General features: G+C 63.2%; 27 protein-coding genes. 19 read left to right on the top strand and 8 right to left on the bottom strand.

Annotated elements, in window-relative coordinates; all coding sequences use genetic code 11:
• Positions 1-21 precede the first annotated feature (21 nt).
• From DVR09_RS00205 to DVR09_RS00190, 4 genes are all read right to left on the bottom strand, one after another.
• Positions 22-999: a GGDEF domain-containing protein gene (locus tag DVR09_RS00205; protein WP_115415152.1), complete on the bottom strand. Its 978-nt coding sequence runs from the start codon at positions 997-999 to the stop codon at positions 22-24.
• Positions 1,000-1,114: 115 nt separating this feature from the next.
• Positions 1,115-1,762 (bottom strand): guanylate kinase, encoded by a 648-nt coding sequence (gene gmk / locus DVR09_RS00200; protein WP_115415151.1) that lies wholly within the window; start codon positions 1,760-1,762, stop codon positions 1,115-1,117.
• Positions 1,763-1,817: 55 nt separating this feature from the next.
• Entirely contained in the window at positions 1,818-2,267 is a 450-nt protein-coding gene (locus tag DVR09_RS00195) for a hypothetical protein (protein WP_115415150.1), read from the bottom strand.
• A 35-nt stretch (positions 2,268-2,302) separates the two neighbouring features.
• Entirely contained in the window at positions 2,303-2,806 is a 504-nt protein-coding gene (locus DVR09_RS00190; RefSeq protein WP_115415149.1) for an SspB family protein, read from the bottom strand.
• Positions 2,807-2,919: 113 nt separating this feature from the next.
• On the opposite strand from DVR09_RS00190, the gene hisB reads away from it, so the two are divergent.
• From hisB to DVR09_RS00150, 10 genes are all read left to right on the top strand, one after another.
• Positions 2,920-3,513 (top strand): imidazoleglycerol-phosphate dehydratase HisB, encoded by a 594-nt coding sequence (gene hisB, locus DVR09_RS00185; RefSeq protein ID WP_115415148.1) that lies wholly within the window; start codon positions 2,920-2,922, stop codon positions 3,511-3,513.
• Positions 3,506-3,637: a hypothetical protein gene (locus DVR09_RS17735; protein WP_255704423.1), complete on the top strand. Its 132-nt coding sequence runs from the start codon at positions 3,506-3,508 to the stop codon at positions 3,635-3,637. Before hisB ends, DVR09_RS17735 begins: the two co-directional genes overlap by 8 nt.
• Entirely contained in the window at positions 3,630-4,256 is a 627-nt protein-coding gene (gene hisH / locus DVR09_RS00180) for an imidazole glycerol phosphate synthase subunit HisH (protein ID WP_115415147.1), read from the top strand. Before DVR09_RS17735 ends, hisH begins: the two co-directional genes overlap by 8 nt.
• 34 nt (positions 4,257-4,290) lie before the next feature.
• Positions 4,291-5,019 carry a 1-(5-phosphoribosyl)-5-[(5-phosphoribosylamino)methylideneamino]imidazole-4-carboxamide isomerase gene (gene hisA, locus DVR09_RS00175; protein WP_115415146.1) on the top strand — a complete coding sequence of 243 codons (729 nt, stop codon included), beginning with the start codon at positions 4,291-4,293 and terminating at the stop codon, positions 5,017-5,019.
• Positions 5,016-5,786, top strand: a complete 771-nt coding sequence (hisF, locus tag DVR09_RS00170) for an imidazole glycerol phosphate synthase subunit HisF (protein WP_115415145.1) — start codon at positions 5,016-5,018, stop codon at positions 5,784-5,786. The genes hisA and hisF overlap by 4 nt, the downstream gene beginning before the upstream one ends.
• A 77-nt stretch (positions 5,787-5,863) precedes the next feature.
• Positions 5,864-6,025 carry a hypothetical protein gene (locus DVR09_RS17040; RefSeq protein WP_162814791.1) on the top strand — a complete coding sequence of 54 codons (162 nt, stop codon included), beginning with the start codon at positions 5,864-5,866 and terminating at the stop codon, positions 6,023-6,025.
• 33 nt (positions 6,026-6,058) lie between these two features.
• On the top strand, positions 6,059-6,373 hold the full coding sequence (locus DVR09_RS00165; protein WP_115415144.1) for a phosphoribosyl-ATP diphosphatase: 315 nt from the start codon (positions 6,059-6,061) through the stop codon (positions 6,371-6,373).
• Positions 6,373-6,756 carry a histidine triad nucleotide-binding protein gene (locus DVR09_RS00160; RefSeq protein WP_115415143.1) on the top strand — a complete coding sequence of 128 codons (384 nt, stop codon included), beginning with the start codon at positions 6,373-6,375 and terminating at the stop codon, positions 6,754-6,756. The genes DVR09_RS00165 and DVR09_RS00160 overlap by 1 nt, the downstream gene beginning before the upstream one ends.
• A gap of 211 nt (positions 6,757-6,967) precedes the next feature.
• Complete coding sequence (gene ykgO / locus DVR09_RS00155) at positions 6,968-7,093, top strand: type B 50S ribosomal protein L36 (protein ID WP_050599643.1); 126 nt, start codon at positions 6,968-6,970, stop codon at positions 7,091-7,093.
• A 259-nt stretch (positions 7,094-7,352) separates the two neighbouring features.
• The gene (locus DVR09_RS00150; RefSeq protein ID WP_369692540.1) at positions 7,353-7,958 is read left to right on the top strand and encodes an HAD family hydrolase; all 606 of its coding nucleotides are present in this window, start codon (positions 7,353-7,355) and stop codon (positions 7,956-7,958) included.
• Positions 7,959-8,030: 72 nt separating this feature from the next.
• On the opposite strand, the gene DVR09_RS00145 is transcribed toward DVR09_RS00150, so the two are convergent.
• Positions 8,031-8,375 (bottom strand): DUF8200 family protein, encoded by a 345-nt coding sequence (locus DVR09_RS00145; protein WP_115415141.1) that lies wholly within the window; start codon positions 8,373-8,375, stop codon positions 8,031-8,033.
• Positions 8,376-8,558: 183 nt separating this feature from the next.
• Here DVR09_RS00145 and DVR09_RS00140 point away from each other — a divergent pair, with 183 nt between their 5' ends.
• Positions 8,559-9,113, top strand: a complete 555-nt coding sequence (locus tag DVR09_RS00140; RefSeq protein ID WP_115415140.1) for a winged helix-turn-helix transcriptional regulator — start codon at positions 8,559-8,561, stop codon at positions 9,111-9,113.
• Positions 9,114-9,120: 7 nt separating this feature from the next.
• Here DVR09_RS00140 and DVR09_RS00135 read toward each other — a convergent pair whose 3' ends face one another.
• Both DVR09_RS00135 and DVR09_RS00130 read right to left on the bottom strand, forming a co-directional pair.
• The gene (locus DVR09_RS00135) at positions 9,121-9,330 is read right to left on the bottom strand and encodes a hypothetical protein (RefSeq protein ID WP_162814790.1); all 210 of its coding nucleotides are present in this window, start codon (positions 9,328-9,330) and stop codon (positions 9,121-9,123) included.
• A 67-nt stretch (positions 9,331-9,397) separates the two neighbouring features.
• Positions 9,398-9,934: a hypothetical protein gene (locus DVR09_RS00130; RefSeq protein ID WP_162814789.1), complete on the bottom strand. Its 537-nt coding sequence runs from the start codon at positions 9,932-9,934 to the stop codon at positions 9,398-9,400.
• A 223-nt stretch (positions 9,935-10,157) separates the two neighbouring features.
• Between DVR09_RS00130 and DVR09_RS17475 the strand changes: the two genes are divergently transcribed.
• Together DVR09_RS17475 and DVR09_RS00120 are read left to right on the top strand one after the other, a co-directional pair.
• Positions 10,158-10,508, top strand: a complete 351-nt coding sequence (locus DVR09_RS17475) for a hypothetical protein (protein ID WP_234041486.1) — start codon at positions 10,158-10,160, stop codon at positions 10,506-10,508.
• A gap of 289 nt (positions 10,509-10,797) precedes the next feature.
• Entirely contained in the window at positions 10,798-11,760 is a 963-nt protein-coding gene (locus tag DVR09_RS00120) for a restriction endonuclease (protein WP_115415137.1), read from the top strand.
• A 144-nt stretch (positions 11,761-11,904) separates the two neighbouring features.
• On the opposite strand, the gene DVR09_RS00115 is transcribed toward DVR09_RS00120, so the two are convergent.
• On the bottom strand, positions 11,905-13,413 hold the full coding sequence (locus DVR09_RS00115) for a YifB family Mg chelatase-like AAA ATPase (protein ID WP_115417692.1): 1,509 nt from the start codon (positions 13,411-13,413) through the stop codon (positions 11,905-11,907).
• A 159-nt stretch (positions 13,414-13,572) separates the two neighbouring features.
• Between DVR09_RS00115 and DVR09_RS00110 the strand changes: the two genes are divergently transcribed.
• The 6 genes from DVR09_RS00110 to yihA all read left to right on the top strand — a co-directional run bounded on the left by DVR09_RS00110 (position 13,573) and on the right by yihA (position 17,914).
• Positions 13,573-14,463, top strand: coding sequence for an alpha/beta hydrolase (locus DVR09_RS00110; protein WP_115415136.1), 891 nt, complete (start codon positions 13,573-13,575; stop codon positions 14,461-14,463).
• Between the two features lie 140 nt (positions 14,464-14,603).
• Positions 14,604-14,738 carry a 50S ribosomal protein L34 gene (gene rpmH, locus DVR09_RS00105; protein WP_006833929.1) on the top strand — a complete coding sequence of 45 codons (135 nt, stop codon included), beginning with the start codon at positions 14,604-14,606 and terminating at the stop codon, positions 14,736-14,738.
• Positions 14,739-14,825: 87 nt separating this feature from the next.
• On the top strand, positions 14,826-15,209 hold the full coding sequence (gene rnpA / locus DVR09_RS00100) for a ribonuclease P protein component (RefSeq protein ID WP_115415135.1): 384 nt from the start codon (positions 14,826-14,828) through the stop codon (positions 15,207-15,209).
• Entirely contained in the window at positions 15,206-15,415 is a 210-nt protein-coding gene (yidD, locus tag DVR09_RS00095) for a membrane protein insertion efficiency factor YidD (protein ID WP_115415134.1), read from the top strand. The genes rnpA and yidD overlap by 4 nt, the downstream gene beginning before the upstream one ends.
• Positions 15,416-15,482: 67 nt before the next feature.
• Entirely contained in the window at positions 15,483-17,264 is a 1,782-nt protein-coding gene (yidC, locus tag DVR09_RS00090; RefSeq protein ID WP_115415133.1) for a membrane protein insertase YidC, read from the top strand.
• A complete protein-coding gene (gene yihA, locus DVR09_RS00085) occupies positions 17,261-17,914 on the top strand; it encodes a ribosome biogenesis GTP-binding protein YihA/YsxC (RefSeq protein ID WP_115415132.1) in 654 nt (217 codons plus the stop codon). The genes yidC and yihA overlap by 4 nt, the downstream gene beginning before the upstream one ends.
• Positions 17,915-17,949: the final 35 nt, after the last annotated feature.

The raw sequence follows: 17,949 nt of genomic DNA, 5'->3' as shown, positions 1-17,949 counted from the left end.
GGAATCGGCGAAGGGCGGCCGTCAGGCCGGGAGGATGCGATTGCGACCTTCGGATTTGGCGCGGTAGAGCGCCTGGTCAGCCTGTTTCAGCGTCGCGGCATTTGCATCCGCGCCGCCGGCTGCCAGCGCCACGCCTCCTGAAAAGGAGATAAGGCCCATCGGTTCATCCGTCTCGCGCAGCTTGAATTCCTTTCTGGCAAGCTCGTGTCGGGCAAGGTCGAGCAGGTTGACGCCTGCTTCGACATTGTCCGACTGCATGACGACAATGAACTCCTCGCCGCCCCAGCGTCCGATGAAATGGGGGCGGCAGATGTCTTCCAGTGTCTTCGCCACAAGCTTGAGCACGCGGTCGCCCACGCTGTGACCGTAGCGGTCGTTGACCGACTTGAACTTGTCGATATCGCATAGTGCGATAACGCGCGGCTCGCCCGCTTCGGCCAGTTCGGCAAGATGGACTTCGATCGCGCGGCGGTTGGCGAGTCCCGTCAGTTCGTCGCGATGGGCATCGTTGCGCGCCGCCTCGAGCTCTTCGCGCAGCTCCTTCACCTCCCGCATGGCCTCGGTCAGGCGACCTTGCGCCTGCTGCGATTGTTCGATCATGCGCCCGACAATCGACAGCGTATTGGCGCTGTCGCTGGCCATGTGATCGGCCTCTTGGGTCAGTTCGCGGGCAAAGGCGCCCGTGGCATCTGCGGCGGAAGATGCCAGCTCGCCCAGCTTGATCGTCTGGTGACGCAGGTGCGCGGCGCGCTGGCCCTGCGCCTTGTCCGTCAGGCCATAGATCGCCGCGCCGCCGTGGCGGTCGAAGATCGTGTCCACTTCCTCCTGCTTGATGCGATAGCCTTCGTCGACGATTTCCTGGATGGCACGCCCGATCGGCGAGCCGCTGTCGAACAGGGCGATATAGGCGAGCGTATAATTCTGCGGGCTCGGCGGCAGGCGATGGCTTTTCAGGAAAGCCATGGTCTTGTCGCCTTTTTCGAAATCAACTGCAGCCATGGCTACCCTGCAAAACCGATCTGACAACGCGACGAATCACGCATGGATTGATGCCATGCAATGATTGACAATTCGCATCCCGCCCAAGGCGTCGCAAGACCGATCATCGCGCTGCTCAGGCCATCAGCTCGCGCACGAAAGGGATCAGGCCGGTCTGGCGCTGGCGCTTCATACGCTCAGCATCGAGGATTTCGCTTACCTGCGCAAAGCAGGCATCGACGTCCTCGTTGATCACTACATAATCATAGGCGTCCCAGTGGCTGATCTCGGCGCGCGCGCGCTCCATCCGCGCGGAGATCACTTCGCCGCTGTCGGTGCCGCGGCCGCGCAATCGGCGTTCAAGCTCGGCAATACTCGGCGGGAGAATGAACACGCGGACTACGTCCTGCTGGTCCTTCTGATAAAGTTGCTGCGTGCCCTGCCAGTCGATGTCGAACAGGAAATCCTGCCCTTCCTTTAGCGCATTGCGGATCTTGCCCTTGGGTGTGCCGTAACGGTGACCGAAAACATGCGCCCATTCGTAGAAGTCGTCTTCTGCGACCATTCTGTCGAATTCGGCATCGTCCACAAAATAGTAATGCACACCGTCGATTTCGCCATCTCGCGGTGGACGCGTGGTGACGCTGACCGACAGCTTGATCTCGTCATCGGCATCCAGCAACATGCGCGAGATTGTCGTCTTTCCCGCTCCGCTGGGCGAGGAGAGGATGAACATGAGGCCCCTGCGGGCGAGCTTGTCGTGCGAAACAGTGGAATCGGCCATGCGCGCTGTTGGCGCATGGAGCGGGGACTAATCAACCCCCGCGCCGTGTATCCCGTCAAATCTTGCCGTCGGGATCGGCCTGACGGCGCAGCGTGCGGTTGCCCTGGCGGCGCGATTTGCGCCGTGACTGGCTGCGATCGAACAGGACCTTGAGCGCCAGCCCCGTACCGACGATCAGCGCGCCGGGGACCGATTTGGTCGCTACCTTGGTCACGCCATAGGCGGCAAGTGTGTGCACCAGGCTGCGGTTCTCGACCGCGTCCTTGGCGAACTGCTGGCCGTATTGCCGACCCAGCACTGCTTTCTCGACCGCCATGCGCGACAGGCGACCCGCGCTGCGCAACAGGATGTCGTGGATGATGAGATTGGTCGCCGGGTTGGGGCTCGGGCCGGGGACGGGCTCGTCCCGGTCCGGAAGTCCGCCGGTCGCCCGTTCGAGCTTTTCACCAACCACATCGGTCAGGTGATTGGGTTTGTCTTCGTCGGTAAGGCCGAGTTTAGCCATGTCCTGCCCCGTTCCATGCCGGGAAGGCCCGGCGCCTATTTCTTGCGGCCGAAATCGACCGTGACGACATTCGAGCCGTCTTCCGCTCCTTCAACGGCTGCGTCATCGCCCTGTTCCGTGCCATCGTTTTCGGGATGTTCGGTGGGCGCGGGACCCATATCCGCCACCGTGGCCTGGAACTGCAGCCCGAAATCGACCGCCGGATCGACGAACTGCGTGATCGCGGCATAGGGAATGTCGAGTTCGGCGGGGATCTGGTTGAACGACAGGCCGACCGCGAAGCCGTCTTCGCGCACGTTCAGGTTCCAGAACTTGTTCTGCAGCACGATGGTCATCTCGTCGGGGAACCGTTCGCGCAGGCTGGTCGGGATCGAGACGCCCGGGGCGTGGGTCTTGAAAGTTATGTAGAAATGATGCGCGCCGGGCAATTCGCCGCCACCCTGCTCGATCTCGCCGAGCACCCGGCCGACCACGGCACGCAGGGCTTCCTGGACGATGGAATCATAGGGGATCAGGCTGTCGGGCGTGTCGTCGCTCATGCGGCGTAGGTGGAGCGGCAGGCGGTCCGGGTCAAGCGGTTTAAGCGCGTCTTTACCCTGTGGATAGGCGCATTTTCTTGCACGGCGCCGCCCGCCCCTCTAGCGCGGCTGGCATGCGTACAGGCCGGATCGAACGAAATACCGCGGAAACCAGAATTCTCGTCGAGGTCGATCTCGACGGAACGGGCACATACGATGTCGCGACGGGCATCGGTTTTCTCGATCATATGGTCGAACAGTTCGCCAAGCATTCGCTGATCGACGTAACGCTGAAGGTGACGGGCGATCTGCATGTCGACCAGCATCACACCACTGAAGACAGCGCGCTGGCGCTGGGGCAGGCGCTTGGGCAGGCGCTGGGCGATAAGGGCGGGATCGCGCGCTACGGCAGCGCCTATTCGCCGATGGATGAAACGCTGGCGCGGGTTGCGCTGGATATTTCGGGGCGGCCCTATCTCGTCTGGCGCGCGGGCTTCAGCCAGGAAAAGCTGGGTGAATGGGATACCGAGCTGATCGAGCACTGGTTTCATTCGGTTGCCCAGACCTGCGGCCTGACGCTGCATGTCGAACTGCTCTACGGCGTCAACAACCACCATATCTGCGAAGCGATCTACAAGGGGTTCGCCCGCGCGATGCGCGCGGCGGTCGAGATCGATCCGCGCAAGGGCGGGGCGATCCCGAGTACGAAAGGTCAACTCGGTGGCTGATCGTGCCGAATGGGCTGCGCAGCAGTCGCAAGGCCGACCGGCCGGCCGTAGCGACGCGATCTTCGATCGCATGAGCGAGGAGGTCGCGCGCCCGGAGGGGCGTGCGGAACGCAGGAATGGCTGAGGTCATCGCGCTGGTCGATTACGGGGCCGGCAATCTTCATTCGGTGGAAAACGCCCTGCGCAAAGTCGGGGCGCATGTCACTGTCACCGCCGATCCCGATGTGATCCGCGCGGCGGACCGGATCGTGCTGCCCGGTGTCGGGTCGTTCAAGGCCTGCGCCGAGGGGCTGCACGCCGAAAAGGGCGCGGTCGAAGCGATGCACGAACGCGTCTTTGTCGGCGGGGCGCCCTTTCTCGGCATCTGCGTGGGGATGCAATTGCTCGCGACGCGCGGGCTCGAACATGGCGAGACGCCGGGCCTGGGGTGGATCGACGGCGCTGTGCGCCTGATCGAGCCGACCGACACCAGCGTCAAGGTACCGCATATGGGCTGGAACGATGTTGCGCCCTTGCCGCATGCGCAGGGGCATGAAGTGGTGGCCGAGGGCGAGGCCTATTTCCTGCATTCCTACCATTTCAAGGTCCGCCACCATGAGGATGTGCTGGCCATGACCGATCATGGCGGCGGCCTCGTCGCCGCCGTTGGGCGCGACAATTTCCTTGGCGTGCAGTTTCACCCCGAAAAGAGCCAGGCCTATGGGCTCGATCTGCTCTCACGCTTCCTCGAGTGGACCCCGTGACCATGCGCCCGCTCCCCAGACCGGACCGAAAACTATGATCGTCTTTCCCGCCATCGATCTCAAAAACGGCGAAGTCGTGCGTCTCGCGGAAGGCGATATGGACCGCGCAACCGTTTATGGCGACGACCCGGCGGCGCAGGCCAAGGTGTTCGCCCGGGCCGGTGCGAACCATCTCCATGTGGTCGATCTCGACGGGTCCTTTGCCGGCAGCGCGCAAAACCGCGAAGCCGTCGAGGGCATCGTCGCCGCCTTTCCGGGCAAGGTCCAGCTTGGCGGCGGGATCCGCACCCCGGCCGATGTCGAGGGCTGGCTCGCAGCGGGGGTCGAACGCATCGTGATCGGCACCGCGGCGCTCAAGGACCCGCAATTCGTGAGGGCCATGGCGCGCGATCACGCCGGGCGGATCGTGGTTGCGGTCGATGCGCGCGATGGCATGGTCGCCACCGACGGCTGGGCCGAGGTTTCCGATGTCTCGATCGTCGACATGGCGCGCCGGTTCGAGGATGCGGGCGTTGCCAGCCTGCTGTTTACCGATATCGGTCGCGACGGACTGCTCAAGGGCGTCAATATCGACGCGACCGTGAGCCTGGCGCGGCAGGTGGAGATTCCGGTAATCGCCAGCGGCGGGGTCAAGAATCTCGCCGATATCGACACGCTGATGCAATTCGCGGGCGAGGGGATCGAAGGTGTGATTACCGGCCGGGCGCTTTATGACGGGCGGCTCGACCTGGCGGCGGCGCTGCGTGTGGCAGAGCACGCATGACTGTCCGCATCCGCGTCATACCCTGTCTCGACGTGGCCGACGGGCGCGTGGTCAAGGGGGTCAATTTCGTCGACCTCAAGGACGCCGGCGATCCGGTCGAGCAGGCGCAGGCCTATGACGCGGCGGGCGCGGACGAACTGTGCTTCCTCGACATTTCGGCCAGCCACGAGGGACGCGGCACCTTGCTCGACATGGTCGAACGCACCGCCAAGGTGTGTTTCATGCCGCTGACCGTGGGCGGCGGTGTGCGCAGTGTCGAGGATGCGCGCGCCCTGCTGCTGGCCGGTGCGGACAAGGTCGCCATCAATTCCGCCGCCGTCAGCACCCCCCAACTGGTCCGCGAGATTGCCGAGAAATTCGGCAGCCAGTGCGTCGTTGCCAGCATCGATGCGCGCGCCTCGACCAGCGGCGATGTGCGTGGCTGGGAAATCTACACGCATGGCGGGCGCAAGCCGACGGGGATCGATGCGGTCGAACATGCGATCCGGCTGGCCGAGCTGGGCGCGGGAGAACTGCTGGTCACTTCGATGGACGGCGACGGAACGAGACAAGGTTACGATGTCGAACTCACGCGGGCCATCGCCGATGCGGTCTCTGTTCCGGTCATCGCCAGCGGGGGTGTGGGCACGCTCGACCATCTCGTCGAGGGGGTAACGCGCGGCCACGCCAGCGCGGTGCTCGCCGCGTCGATCTTCCACTTCGGCGAGCGCACGATTGCCGAGGCCCATGCGGCTTTGCGGGCGGCAGGCCTGCCCGCCCGGGGCTGACCGCCTGGCCTGTCCCGAGGCGGGACACGGGCTCGGCGCGCCGCTGCGCAATTTTTAGCAAATGGTATAAATACGCCATGACCAGCCAGTTCATATCGCTGGCCGCGCAATTCGCGGATCTCGGTGGCCCCGCCGGCATTGCCGCGCGGCTGGTCGAACCGAGCGCGCTGACGCTCGTTGCCGTCGGGCTGGCGGGCGTGCTGGTCGGCCGTTTCCTGATGGGCCGCAACTCCGATTGACGCTGAGCGCATGGGCCGTGCATAGCGCAGGCCATGGATACGCTTACCCGCCTCGAACAGACCATAGCGCAGCGGCGCCAGGCCGACCCTTCGCAAAGCTATGTGGCGAGCCTTCATGCCAAGGGCCTGCCCCAGATCGCCCGCAAGCTGGGCGAGGAAGGGGTAGAGGCTGCGGTCGCGGCTCTGTCGGGCAGCAGCGAGGAACTGGTCGGCGAGGCGGCCGACATCCTGTTCCACCTCCTTGTCACTCTGAATGCGCGCGACATTCCCTTTGCCGCGGTGCTGGCCGAACTGGACCGGCGCGACGGGGTTTCGGGAATTGCCGAGAAAGCCAGCAGGAGCCAGTGATGCCGGTCGATCCAACTCAGCCCTATGACGACGAGAACATCTTTGCCAAGATCCTGCGCGGCGAGATCCCCTCGACCAAGGTATACGAGGACGAGTGGGCCTACGCCTTCGAGGATATCAATCCGCAGGCTGAAATTCATACGCTGGTGGTGCCCAAGGGGCGCTATGTCAGCTGGGACGATTTCGCCGAAAAGGCGAGCGATGCGGAAATTGCGGGTTTCGTGCGTGCGGTGGGCAAGGTGGCCCGCGATAAGGAGCTGGTCGAGCCCGGCTATCGGATGATGGCCAATATCGGCGCCCATGGCGGGCAGGAAGTGCCGCATCTGCACGTGCATATATTTGGCGGGCAGCCGCTTGGGCCGATGATCGCACGGCGAGGCTGACAGGACTGGCGCTGCGATCCTTGAAAAAGGGCCGCACAGCAGCGTCGCGGACTGGCTTGGCACGCAATGCGCGCAGGAGTTTTCACAAGCGGCATTTGTATCGCGGGCCAACTCTCTCCTTGACCGAATCCCAGCCAGCCTTTAACGGCGCGCTTGATTTGGGCGCGTCGGAACACCATTTCCGGCGCGTATTTATTTGACGAGAGACATCATGAAGATCCGTAACAGCCTCAAGTCGCTCAAGGGCCGCCACCGCGATTGCCGCGTCATCCGCCGCCGCGGGCGCACCTATGTCATCAACAAGACCAATCGCCGCTTCAAGGCCCGCCAGGGCTAAACGGCGCGCCGCCCGGCGAGGGTGGCAAACGTCTTGCAGACAAGGCCCGGCCCCGACGAGGGGTGCGGGCTTTTCTGTTTTGTGCGCCTTCGATATCTGCCGAAGGCTTGCGGCCGTGCCATTCCACTCCCCTTCCCGGCCACCCAAACAGTATAGTGCCGTGGGTGGCCGGGAGGGGGAGTGGGATGGCACAGCAAAGATCGGGACGGATGTCCCGGCCGCACACGGCAAAGACTCAATAACTCAGGACACCCTCCCCATGCAGGTTCAAGCTGTCGTGTTCGATGTCGGGCGCGTCCTCTACCAATGGCGTCTCGGGCATTTGTTCGAAAAGATCGTCGCCGACCCGGCGCGGCTTGCCACCGTGCTGGACGAGGTCGTGACCGAGGAATGGCATTTCGAACACGATCGCGGCACGCCGCTTGCCCAAATGGTGCCCGAGCGGATCGCCCTCTATCCGGATTACGAAGCGGAAATCCGGGCCTATGCCGCGCGGTTCAACGAATCCATTCCGGGGCCGGTGCCGGGTAGCCTTGCGCTGGTCGAACAGCTCGACAAGCGTGGTGTGCCGTTGTTCGCGATTACCAATTTCGGGGCGGAATTCTGGGCCGGTTTCCGTCCGACCGCGCCGATCTTCGACCGGTTTCGCGATATCGTGGTGTCGGGCGAGGAGAAGCTTGCCAAGCCCGACCCGGCGATCTTCGCACTGGCGGAGGAACGCTTCGGTCTGCCGGGCACGGAGATGCTGTTCATCGACGACAACCGCGCCAATGTCGAAGCCGCCTCGGCGTGCGGCTGGCAGGTCCATCATTTCGTCGATGCGCCGAGGCTCGAACGCGATCTGGCGGCGCGTGGACTGATATAAAAAGGCCCCGGCGATCGCTCGCCGGGACCCTCAAGTCGGCCACCCTCTGGAGGGGGCGGGGATGGAGACGGTTCAGCCGTTACATTTCGCCAGCTTGTCGGCGTCGAGCGCCTCGTTCCGGACGGTGAATGCAGCGATTTCGCCATGTTCGCGCTGGAGTTCGCGGCAGACGCGAAGCGGACGCGAATTGGCTTTCTGCGCGACGCAGGTCGTGCCCTGGCAATTCCACGCGACGCCGGCGGCGACAGTGGTGGTGCGCTGGGCAACCGGCTGGGCCAGTTCGGCGGTGTAGAAAGGTGCGCTCGAACGCGCCTGGACGGCGGTAGGGGCGATAGTGGCGCCCAGAGCCAGCGAAGTGTAGGCGAAGGCGGCGGCAAGGGCGCCGAATTTCGCCTTCCGGGGGGACATGGAGGTCATGGGGGTCCTTACCTGGTTGCAATTTTTTCAAGGGGGTTGAGGTTCTTGCAATTGAGTTTCAAAAAGCAACCCGTTGCGAATAGCTACTTATGATCGTCTATTGTGCAGTGCAACCATTTTTTCGAAAAATTTGGCAAAACCGGTTTTTGCGCTAGATAGGTTGTCTGAAGAGGACTGATTTTTATGGGTGACATCCGCGAACCGCTCCGTGAACTGACCGAATGCGGCCTGCCGCAGGCTCTCGAAGTCATGGGGGAGCGATGGTCCTTCATGATCCTGCGCGCCAGCTTCAACGGGCTCCACCACTTCGAGGAATTCCTCAGCGAGCTTGGGATTGCGCGCAATATCCTCTCGAATCGTCTCGCGAAGCTGGTCGAACACGGAATTCTGCGCCGCGATCCCTGCGCGGACGACAAGCGCAAGATCGAATACCGGCTGACCGACAAGGGGCTGGATCTGCTGCCCGCCATGGTCGCGTTGCGTCAGTGGGGCCAGAAATACGGTGCGGAAGTGGTCGAGAATCCCGTCCTTGTCGACGAGCGCGATCGGCTCCCCATCGGCCCCACGTCGATCCTGAGCCACGACGGTCGCATTCTCGGCCCGACAGATCTGCATCTGGTCGAGCGCGCCAAACTCGGTATCCGCGCTGATGGTAGTAGGGCGGAAATCGGCGCCATGCTCGATCGTGGCGCCGTGGTCGACATAGCCATCGCGCGCAAGGCGCAGAGCGCCGCCTGAAGCCGGTTCAGTGTCCGAATCGCAGCCGTGCCGCTGCGCCCGGCTCGATCTCGTAGAAAATCCTGATCCGCACCCATTCACCGACCATCGGCCGTCCTGCACGTTGTGGCGGGCGCACCTTGAACTGCCAGGCGGCCGCCTGCACCGCCTTGCCGATCCCCGAGCCTTGGGGCGATTCGCCGACAACCACGCAGTCCTCGACCCGAAAATCGGCCACGGTTCGGCAATCGATCAACCCCCAGCCAGGTCCTCGCGCGGTCGATAGATAGCCTGCCAGCTCGTCGTCATAGGGCGCCGATACCAGCGTGCGGCATAGAGCGGCTCGCCGTTCGGGCCGCTCCCGGAAACTCGCGGGGTGTCACCAGGCGAAGGGGTAAAGGCGGGACCGTAGCTCTGCGGCTTGGCGTCTGCGCGGGCGAGGTGGCCTGCGGCAGGCTTTCGAGCGAGAAATCACTCCGCAAGATCGGGCGCGGCGCTGGGGCCGGTGGCGTGTGCGGTCGGTCCGCTACCGGTTCCGGGCTGGACTGCAAATCGGGCTGGCTCTGCACGGCTTCGCTCGGGCGGGGGGTGTCTGCCGCCGGTTCCTCCGCCTCATCCTCCTCGGTGTTCGGGGCGGTGAAGGCGACCAGCGAGTCGCGCATCTCGGCCACTTCGCGCTTTACCGACCCCAGCGACAGCAGTGCCAGAACGAGCAGTAATTCGAATGCTAGGGTAAGCGCAATCGCAGGCAGTCGCTCGCGCAGATCGGGGCGCAAATCGGCATATCGTCGGCGTAGCGAAGCGATCGGATTGGCGGGCACGGCCCGGATTGGACGATACATTCGCGCTCGTGCCTTGGCGTTCACCGGCAGCCGCCGGTCTTCGATGCTTGCCCCACGCATCGCGGCATGGGCGATTTGCGGTCTCCTGACAAGCGGCACCGAGGCCACGATGCGACAGAACGGCTCCGTGCCATCGTGACGTCATCGTTAAAACGATCTCAACATGTCGTTGGCAGAACGCGCAGCAGCCGCGAATCCATGTAGCAGAGCCGGACCTGCCCCTGTGATAGAAATCGAAGTCCAGAACGAGACGCACCAGAATGTGCATCGTATCAAGGCGATGGCGGTGCCGCGCATCGGCGAGGGCATCCGGCTTCGCGAGCCGACCGGCCAGTGGGCTTCCTACGATATTCTGGATGTGTGGTATCAGCAGGCCGAATATGGCGAGGTCTGGGTGCCCTATGTCCATGTGCGCATGACACCCGACGAGATGAGAACCGCCGAAATGGCCAGTGCCAGTCCGCTGGTCGACAAGGGCCAGCAGGTTCCGATCGAGGATTTCCTGAAGAAGTTCGAGGGCGAGCACGAACACGAAACCGTCAAGCTCAATCTCGACCTGAGCGAAGCGGACTGAGCCTCGGTGGATCGCTGGAGGACTGCGCGGCGGGCAGCGGTCACGGATTTGATGCGGACCTCCACAGAAGCGCACTGAAGACTCCCCTAGCAGCGCCGCTGTCTGCCAGTAATCCGTCCCAACCTATCGAGTCGCCTCGGCCAGCTCTGACTGTCCGCTAACGAAGCGATTGCAGACGTTCCCGACATCAAATTCGACTCCCATCATCTGCCGATCGATTGGACACAGCATATGGACCAGTATTAGACCGTTGGGGACTGGCCGGTACTGGTGACGCGCAGGGGCGCAGATGAGCAAACTTCAACATAACCGGCGTCTGGGTTGGCGCGAATTCGAAATAGCCGTTGCGCAGTTCCTTCAGACACTAGACCCGGCATCTCGCGTCATACATGATCTCAAGCAACCCGACGGCGATACGGGACATTCCCGCCAGCGTGACGTCTGGATAGAGACGCGGTTTGGCGGACATATCCCGATCAAGATTCTTGTGAGCTGCAAGCGAAAGAAGGCAAAACTCAGTCAACAAGATATCGATGCGTTTAGAGGCGAGTTGCTTTCATCGAACGCTGGAATGGGCATCCTCTATTCCTTTTCTGGCTTTACCAAACCGGCATTGGAAAAAGCGGAACGCCTTGGAATTTCCTGCTGCCGTCTATATTTCGAACAGGCACCTGACCTTCCTTCCGTTTTGAAGTTCCAAGCACTGTACTGTCGCGAGCAACACCGCTTACGTAGCTTCGGCGGGGGAATTCCATCAGTTGGCAGAATGGCCGATCTTATGGCGACTAAGTTGGATTTAGATGGGGCTGTGCGCACGGTCGCGGAGCACTTGGTTGAACGATACGATCAAGAGCGGCCGGACGTTTCCAAACTTGGAATTGCAGTGCCTGATGACTGGAGTGTGTCGCTCAACTTAGAGGATTTCCGTGGGTATGGCTCGGTTACAGTGAGCCTCGATGGCAGATTCAGAATCTTCAGAGCTAGCTTTGACTCTTGGCTTGTCAGTGGTTCCTACAGTTTCGCCAACGAAGATTTTAAGGGGTCTGTTTCCACTCCATTTATTGATCGGTTTTCAGATCATCCTGGGCCAGGATGGCAAAAAATCAGCCGTGATGAGGTTGCGTGCAGCATCAATCAAATGAACATGATTGCTTTCGGAGGCGTCACCGCCAATACGATTCAAACTTACGCGGAAAATCTCGACAAGGGGCATAGGAGTAGCTCTGTCTCATTCGGCAGATCACCAGAATGATGCTTGATACGGAGCTAACGCCGCGGACGACCGGCGTGAGAATGTAAGCCGGTCCACGAACGGTCACCGCGCTCACGTCTGCGACAGCTATTAGGTCAGGCAACAGCAGACCATCCGCTTCCCACCCCATATCAGCCTAAGGGTTTAAGCGCGCGGCGGTTGCCGTCTATAACTCAAGGCCTCCGCAATGTGAATCCGACCTACCTTTTCCGCCCCCGCCAGGTCTGCGATCGTCCGCGCGACACGTAGCATGCGGGTATAGCTGCGCGCCGACAGCCGCATGGCGGTGGCGGCTTGCATCAGCAGCGCACGACCGGCCTCGTCCGGCCCGGCGAATTCTTCCAGCGCATCCCCGTCCAGTCCGGCATTGGTGCGCGCGCCGGTCGTCTCGGTGCGGGCGGTCTGGCGCTGGCGGGCAGCCATGACGCGCGCGGCGACCTGATCGCTGCCCTCGGCGGGCGGGGGCAGGGCAAGGTCGGCGGCGCTGACCGGATCGACTTCGACATGGAGATCGATCCGGTCGAGCATCGGCCCCGAAACCTTGCCCTGATAATCGGCGGCGCAGCGCGGCGCCCGGCTGCAGGCGAGCGCCGGATCGCCCAGATGGCCGCACCGGCACGGATTCATCGCAGCCACCAATTGAACATCGGCGGGAAAGGTGACGTGCGCATTGGCGCGCGCGACATCGACCTTGCCCGTTTCGAGCGGCTGGCGCAGCGAATCGAGCACCGCGCGCTGGAATTCGGGCAATTCGTCGAGAAACAGCACGCCCAGATGCGCCAGGCTGACTTCGCCCGGCTTCACCCGTAGCCCCCCGCCGGTCAGCGCTGCCATGCTGGCCGAATGGTGCGGCGCGCGAAACGGGCGGGTGCTGCTGATCCGGCCTTCCTCCAGCGTCCCGGCAACCGATTGCACCATCGAAACCTCCAGCGCCTCGGCAGGCGAAAGCGGGGGGAGGATGCCGGGCAGACAGCTCGCCAGCAGCGATTTGCCCGCGCCCGGCGGGCCGATCATCAACAGATTGTGCCCGCCCGCGGCCGCGATTTCGAGCGCGCGCTTGGCGGTTTCCTGCCCTTTGACCTGTTTGAGATCGGCGCCGCCCGGTTCGCTTTCGACCGCGCCGGGTTTCGGATCGGGCAGGTGCTGCGTGCCCTTGAGATGGTTCAGCAGGCTGGCCAGATCGGGCGCGGCGCAGACCGGCACCTCGCTGGCCCAGCGCGCTTCGCTCCCCTGTGCCCTGGGGCAGATCAGCCCGACTTCCGCCTTGCTCGCATGGATCGCCGCGAGCAGCACGCCGGGCGAGGGCACGATCCGCGCATCGAGCGCCAGTTCGCCCACGGCGATCCAGTCCCCCAATTGCTCGGCATCGGTCACGCCCATCGCCGCGAGCAGCGCCAGCGCGATCGGCAAGTCGTAATGCGAACCTTCCTTGGGCAGATCGGCCGGCGAAAGGTTGATCGTGATCCGCTTGGGCGGCAGCGCGAGGCCCATGCTGGCCAGCGCGGCGCGCACGCGCTCCTTGCTTTCGCCCACCGCCTTGTCCGCCAGACCGACGATGTTGAACTTGGGCAGGCCGGGCGCAACCGAGCACTGCACTTCCACGCCGCGCGCTTCCAGGCCCAGATAGGCCACCGTTTTGACCAGAGCGACCAGCGTTAACCCCCACACCGTGTTCGTACGTAACCGATGACGTGAAACCCCCGGATTGTCGAGGGTTAACCACGTCCACCATGGCCCAAAGGAATATGGTCAACAGCAGGTTAACCATACCTCTTGAGCGGCTGGAAAGCGGGCGAGCGGCAAAAATTTGCCATGTTCCGAATAGCCGCAATCCTGCTTTCCGCCTTCGCCACGCTCTTTGCAGCGCCGGTATCCGCGCAATCGCTGGCCTTGGTCAGCCTGCCGGTCGTCTATGTATCGAGCCCGGTGGTCCAATCGACCCATCAGGGCAAGGCAATCGCTCCGGCGGCACAGGTCCGCCCCATGGTGCAGCCGCGTGCGGAACGGCAGAACCTTGCCGCCGTTCGTCCTCAGACATACCAGCCTGCCGCGTTGCCGGCGTGGAAGGCGCCGGCCTTCATCGACCGCCGCTTGCGCAATTACAATCGCGGGCTTGCGCAATACGGCCCGTTCCGCGTCATCGACGACCGCCGCGTGGCGCTGGTGGGCGAAACCGATGCCCGCACGCCGGGCTTTTTCCGGGCGATGATGCGCGACTTCCCCGGGCTCGAACAGCTCGATATGGTCGAATGTCCGGGCACGCGCGATGATCGTGCCAATCTCAAGGTCGGCCGGATGATTCGCGAAGCAGGCCTGGTCACGCATGTTCCGGCGATCGGTTCGGTCCGTTCGGGTGCGGTCGAGCTGTTCTTCGCCGGTGTCGAGCGCGATATTGCGCGCGGTGCCGAATTCGCGGTGCATAGCTGGATGGATGTCCACGGCCGCGAGGCGGACGATTTCGCGATGGATGCGCCGGAGAATCGCCAATATCTCGACTATTACCGGGAAATGGGCATGAGTTCCGACCAGGCCCGCGCCTTTTACGAATTCACCAATTCGGTGCCGCACCGCCGGGCGTTGTGGCTGGATGCGAGCGACATGCGCCGCTGGACGGGACGGGTGCAACAGGCCAAGAGCCCCGCGCAACGCAAACCTGCCCGGCCCGCCCCGACGCTGGCCTATGCCAATGTCACCTTTTCCTGACGCAGGGTTGGACTTGACCTCGGGGCCGGTTTCGCTTAGGCGCGCGGCCCTGTAGGCGGTCGCTTGAACAAGCGGCCCTTTTTGTTGGTGCGAATCGTTCGGGCCGGCAGCCAACCAAATTCTTTTGTAAGGACGATCCGATGAAGCGGACATTCCAGCCCTCGAACCTCGTGCGCGCCCGTCGCCACGGCTTCTTTGCGCGCAAGGCTACCCCGGGTGGCCGCAAGGTCCTGCGTGCGCGTCGCGCTCGTGGCCGCAAGAACCTCTGCGCGTGATGTGAAACGCCGCGCTTTCGAGCGCGGCGATTGTCACGACCAGCCAGCGGGCTCCCCTCCGGGAGCCCGTTCGCGTATCTGACGTCCATGCATCCGAATCTTTCCGTCATCCGCAAGCGCAGCGATTTTCTCGCGGCGAATCGCGGACTGCGGGTGGCGCGGCCCGGCTTCGTCTTGCTCACCCGGCCCAATGACGGGCAGGGCAAGCGCTACGGCATCACCGTGACCAAGAAGATCGGCAACGCCGTTGTGCGCAACCGGATGAAGCGGCGCTTTCGCGAGCTGCTGTGGGCTGCGCTGCCCGAACAGGGGCTGCCCGATCACGATCATATCCTGATCGGGCGCGAAGGCGGGGTGGAACGCGATTACGCCGCCCTTGGCGAAGAGCTTGCCGTCGCGCTCGCTCGCGCTGCACAAGGCAGGGGCGACCGCGCGCGCGCGCCTCGTCGCCGGCGGAGCAGGCGCGCATGAAGTATCCGCTGATCTGGATTGCCCGGCTGTGGCAGCTCGGCCCCAGCCGCATCCTGCCGCCCACCTGCCGCTATCACCCTTCATGCAGCCAATATGCGATCGAGGCCTTGGGAAAATACGGCGCGATCAAGGGTGGATGGATGGCATTGAAGCGTATATTGCGCTGCAATCCTTGGGGGGGGCACGGCCACGATCCGGTGCCTTAGCGCTGTCTTGACAAGCTAAGACACCTCCCCACATTCATATTTCGACCGGACAAAGACGGGACCGACCTTGGACAACCAGCGTAACCTGATCCTCGCCATTGCGCTCTCCTTCCTGCTGCTGCTGGGATGGACTTCGGCGATGGACTATCTCTATCCGCAGCCCGAACAGGCTCTGGTCGAAGACCGGGCGGATACACCGACCGAGCAGGCGAGCCAGGCCGCGGCCACCAAGCATTCGCGCACTGGCGGGCTTGTCGATCCGGCGATGCGGGCGCAGGAAGTGGCCGACCTCAAGGTCGCGCTCGCCAGCCCCGATCGTGTGCGGATCGATGCCCCGCGCGTGGCCGGCTCGATCAACCTGCGCGGCGGTGTAATCGATGACGTCGTGCTCAAGGGCTACAACGAGACCACCAAGAACGACAGCGAGCCGGTTCGCGTCTTCTCTCCGAATGGTACGCCCGCGCAGCAATTCGCCCAGTTCGGCTGGGTCGGCTCGAACCTCAAAGTGCCCGGGCCGCAGACGCTGTGGCAGACCGATGGCAAGGTGCTGACCGCAAAGACGCCGATCACGCTCACGCATGACAATGGCGAAGGCCTGATCTTCTCCATCCGCTATTCGATCGACGACCAATATATGGTCACCGCCGAACAGTCGGTGGCGAATACCGGCGGAAATCCCGTGGTCGTGCAGCCCTTCGGCCTGGTCAATCGCACCAGCCGCACGGCCAGCGAGGATTTGTGGATCGCCCATTCCGGCCCGATCGGGGTGTTTGGCGACACCGCCGAATACGATATCGATTACGAGGATATCGACGAAGACCAGCGCGTATCGCCCGAGGGGCGCACGAGCTGGGTCGGCTTTACCGACATTTACTGGCTCGCCGCTTTGGTCCCGCAGGACGACACTGCGCCCGAGACGACATTCCGCGCGATGGGCAACGAGACCTATCGCGCCGACATGATCTATGATGCGACCACCGTCCCGGCGGGCAGCGCCCTTACCGTCTCGTCGCGCCTCTATGCGGGCGCGAAGGAAAGCGTGGTGCTGGACAGCTATGAAGATGCGGGCCTGCAGAAATTCGGCCTCGCGATCGACTGGGGCTGGTTCCGCTGGTTCGAAAAGCCGATGCTGTGGCTGCTGCGCATGATCTACGATGCGGTGGGCAATTTCGGCATAGCCATCATCGGCCTGACCTTCATCGTGCGCGGGCTGATGTTCCCGATCGCGCAGAAGGGCTTTGCCTCGATGGCCGAAATGAAGGCGATCCAGCCGAAAATGAAGGCCATTCAGGAGAAGTACAAGGACGACAAGCAGAAGCAGCAACAGGAGATCATGGAGCTTTACAAGAAGGAGAAGGTGAACCCGGTCGCGGGCTGCCTGCCGATGTTGCTCCAGATCCCGGTGTTCTTCGCGCTCTACAAGGTGCTCTATCTCGCGATCGAGATGCGCCACCGCCAGTTCCTGTGGATCGAGGACCTCTCCGCGCCGGATCCGGCAAATCTCGCCAATGCGCTGTCGCTGGTGGGGATCGAGGTGCCGCAGTTCCTGATGATTATCTTCGGCCTCGGCGTGCTGGCCGTGCTGCTCGGCTTCACCATGTGGCTGACTTTCAAGCTGAACCCCAGCCAGATGGACCCGATGCAGCAGAAGATTTTCGACATCATGCCGTGGATCCTGATGTTCGTGATGGCACCGTTTGCCGCCGGGCTGTTGCTGTACTGGGTGACCTCCAACATCTTGACGGTCGCGCAGCAGAAATACCTTTACTCCAAGCACCCGCAACTGAGGGCCGCGATCGAGGAGGAAAAGGCCAAGAAGGCTGCCGAGGCGGCCAAGGCGGGATCGTGACCGAACAGGAAGCCGCCGAACGGGCCGCGCTCGAACGGCGGGCGAACAAGCTGTTCTCGGGCCGGGTGGATTTCCTCCTCTCGGCCCCGCAATTGAAGTTCCTGCCCGAACCGACCGTGCCCGAAATCGCTTTTTGCGGACGGTCGAATGTCGGCAAGAGCTCGCTGCTGAATGCGCTCACCGGACGCAAGGCGATCGCGCGCGCCTCGGTGACACCGGGCCGGACGCAGGAACTCAATTTCTTCGAGATCGGCGATCCGACGCTGTTCCGCCTCGTCGACATGCCCGGCTACGGCTTCGCCAAGGCGCCGGTGAAAGTGGTCGAGAAGTGGAAGGCGCTGGTGAAGACCTATCTGCGCGGCCGCCCGGTACTCGCCCGCACGCTGGTTCTGGTCGACGGGCGCCACGGCCCCAAGGATGTCGACCGCGAGATGATGAAGATGCTCGACGAGGCGGCCGTGGGCTACCGCGTCGTGCTGACCAAGGCCGACAAGATAAAGGCCAGCGAACTCGCCAAGGTGATCGAGGCCACCGAAGCCGAAGCCCGCAAACACGTCGCCGCCTATCCCGAGGTGCACGTCACCAGCGCGGAAAAGGGTATGGGCATCGGCGAGCTACGGGCTGCGGTGCTGGGGGATGCTGGCGTCTGAACCCCGAACCCCGTTCGGGTCATTGCGAGCGCAGC

It is taken from the genome of Erythrobacter aureus, assembly GCF_003355455.1.
GTDB classification, from domain to species: Bacteria; Pseudomonadota; Alphaproteobacteria; order Sphingomonadales; family Sphingomonadaceae; genus Qipengyuania; species Qipengyuania aurea.
The sequence above is the reverse complement of the archived record's forward strand: the minus strand, read 5'-3'. Positions and strand labels throughout refer to the sequence as shown.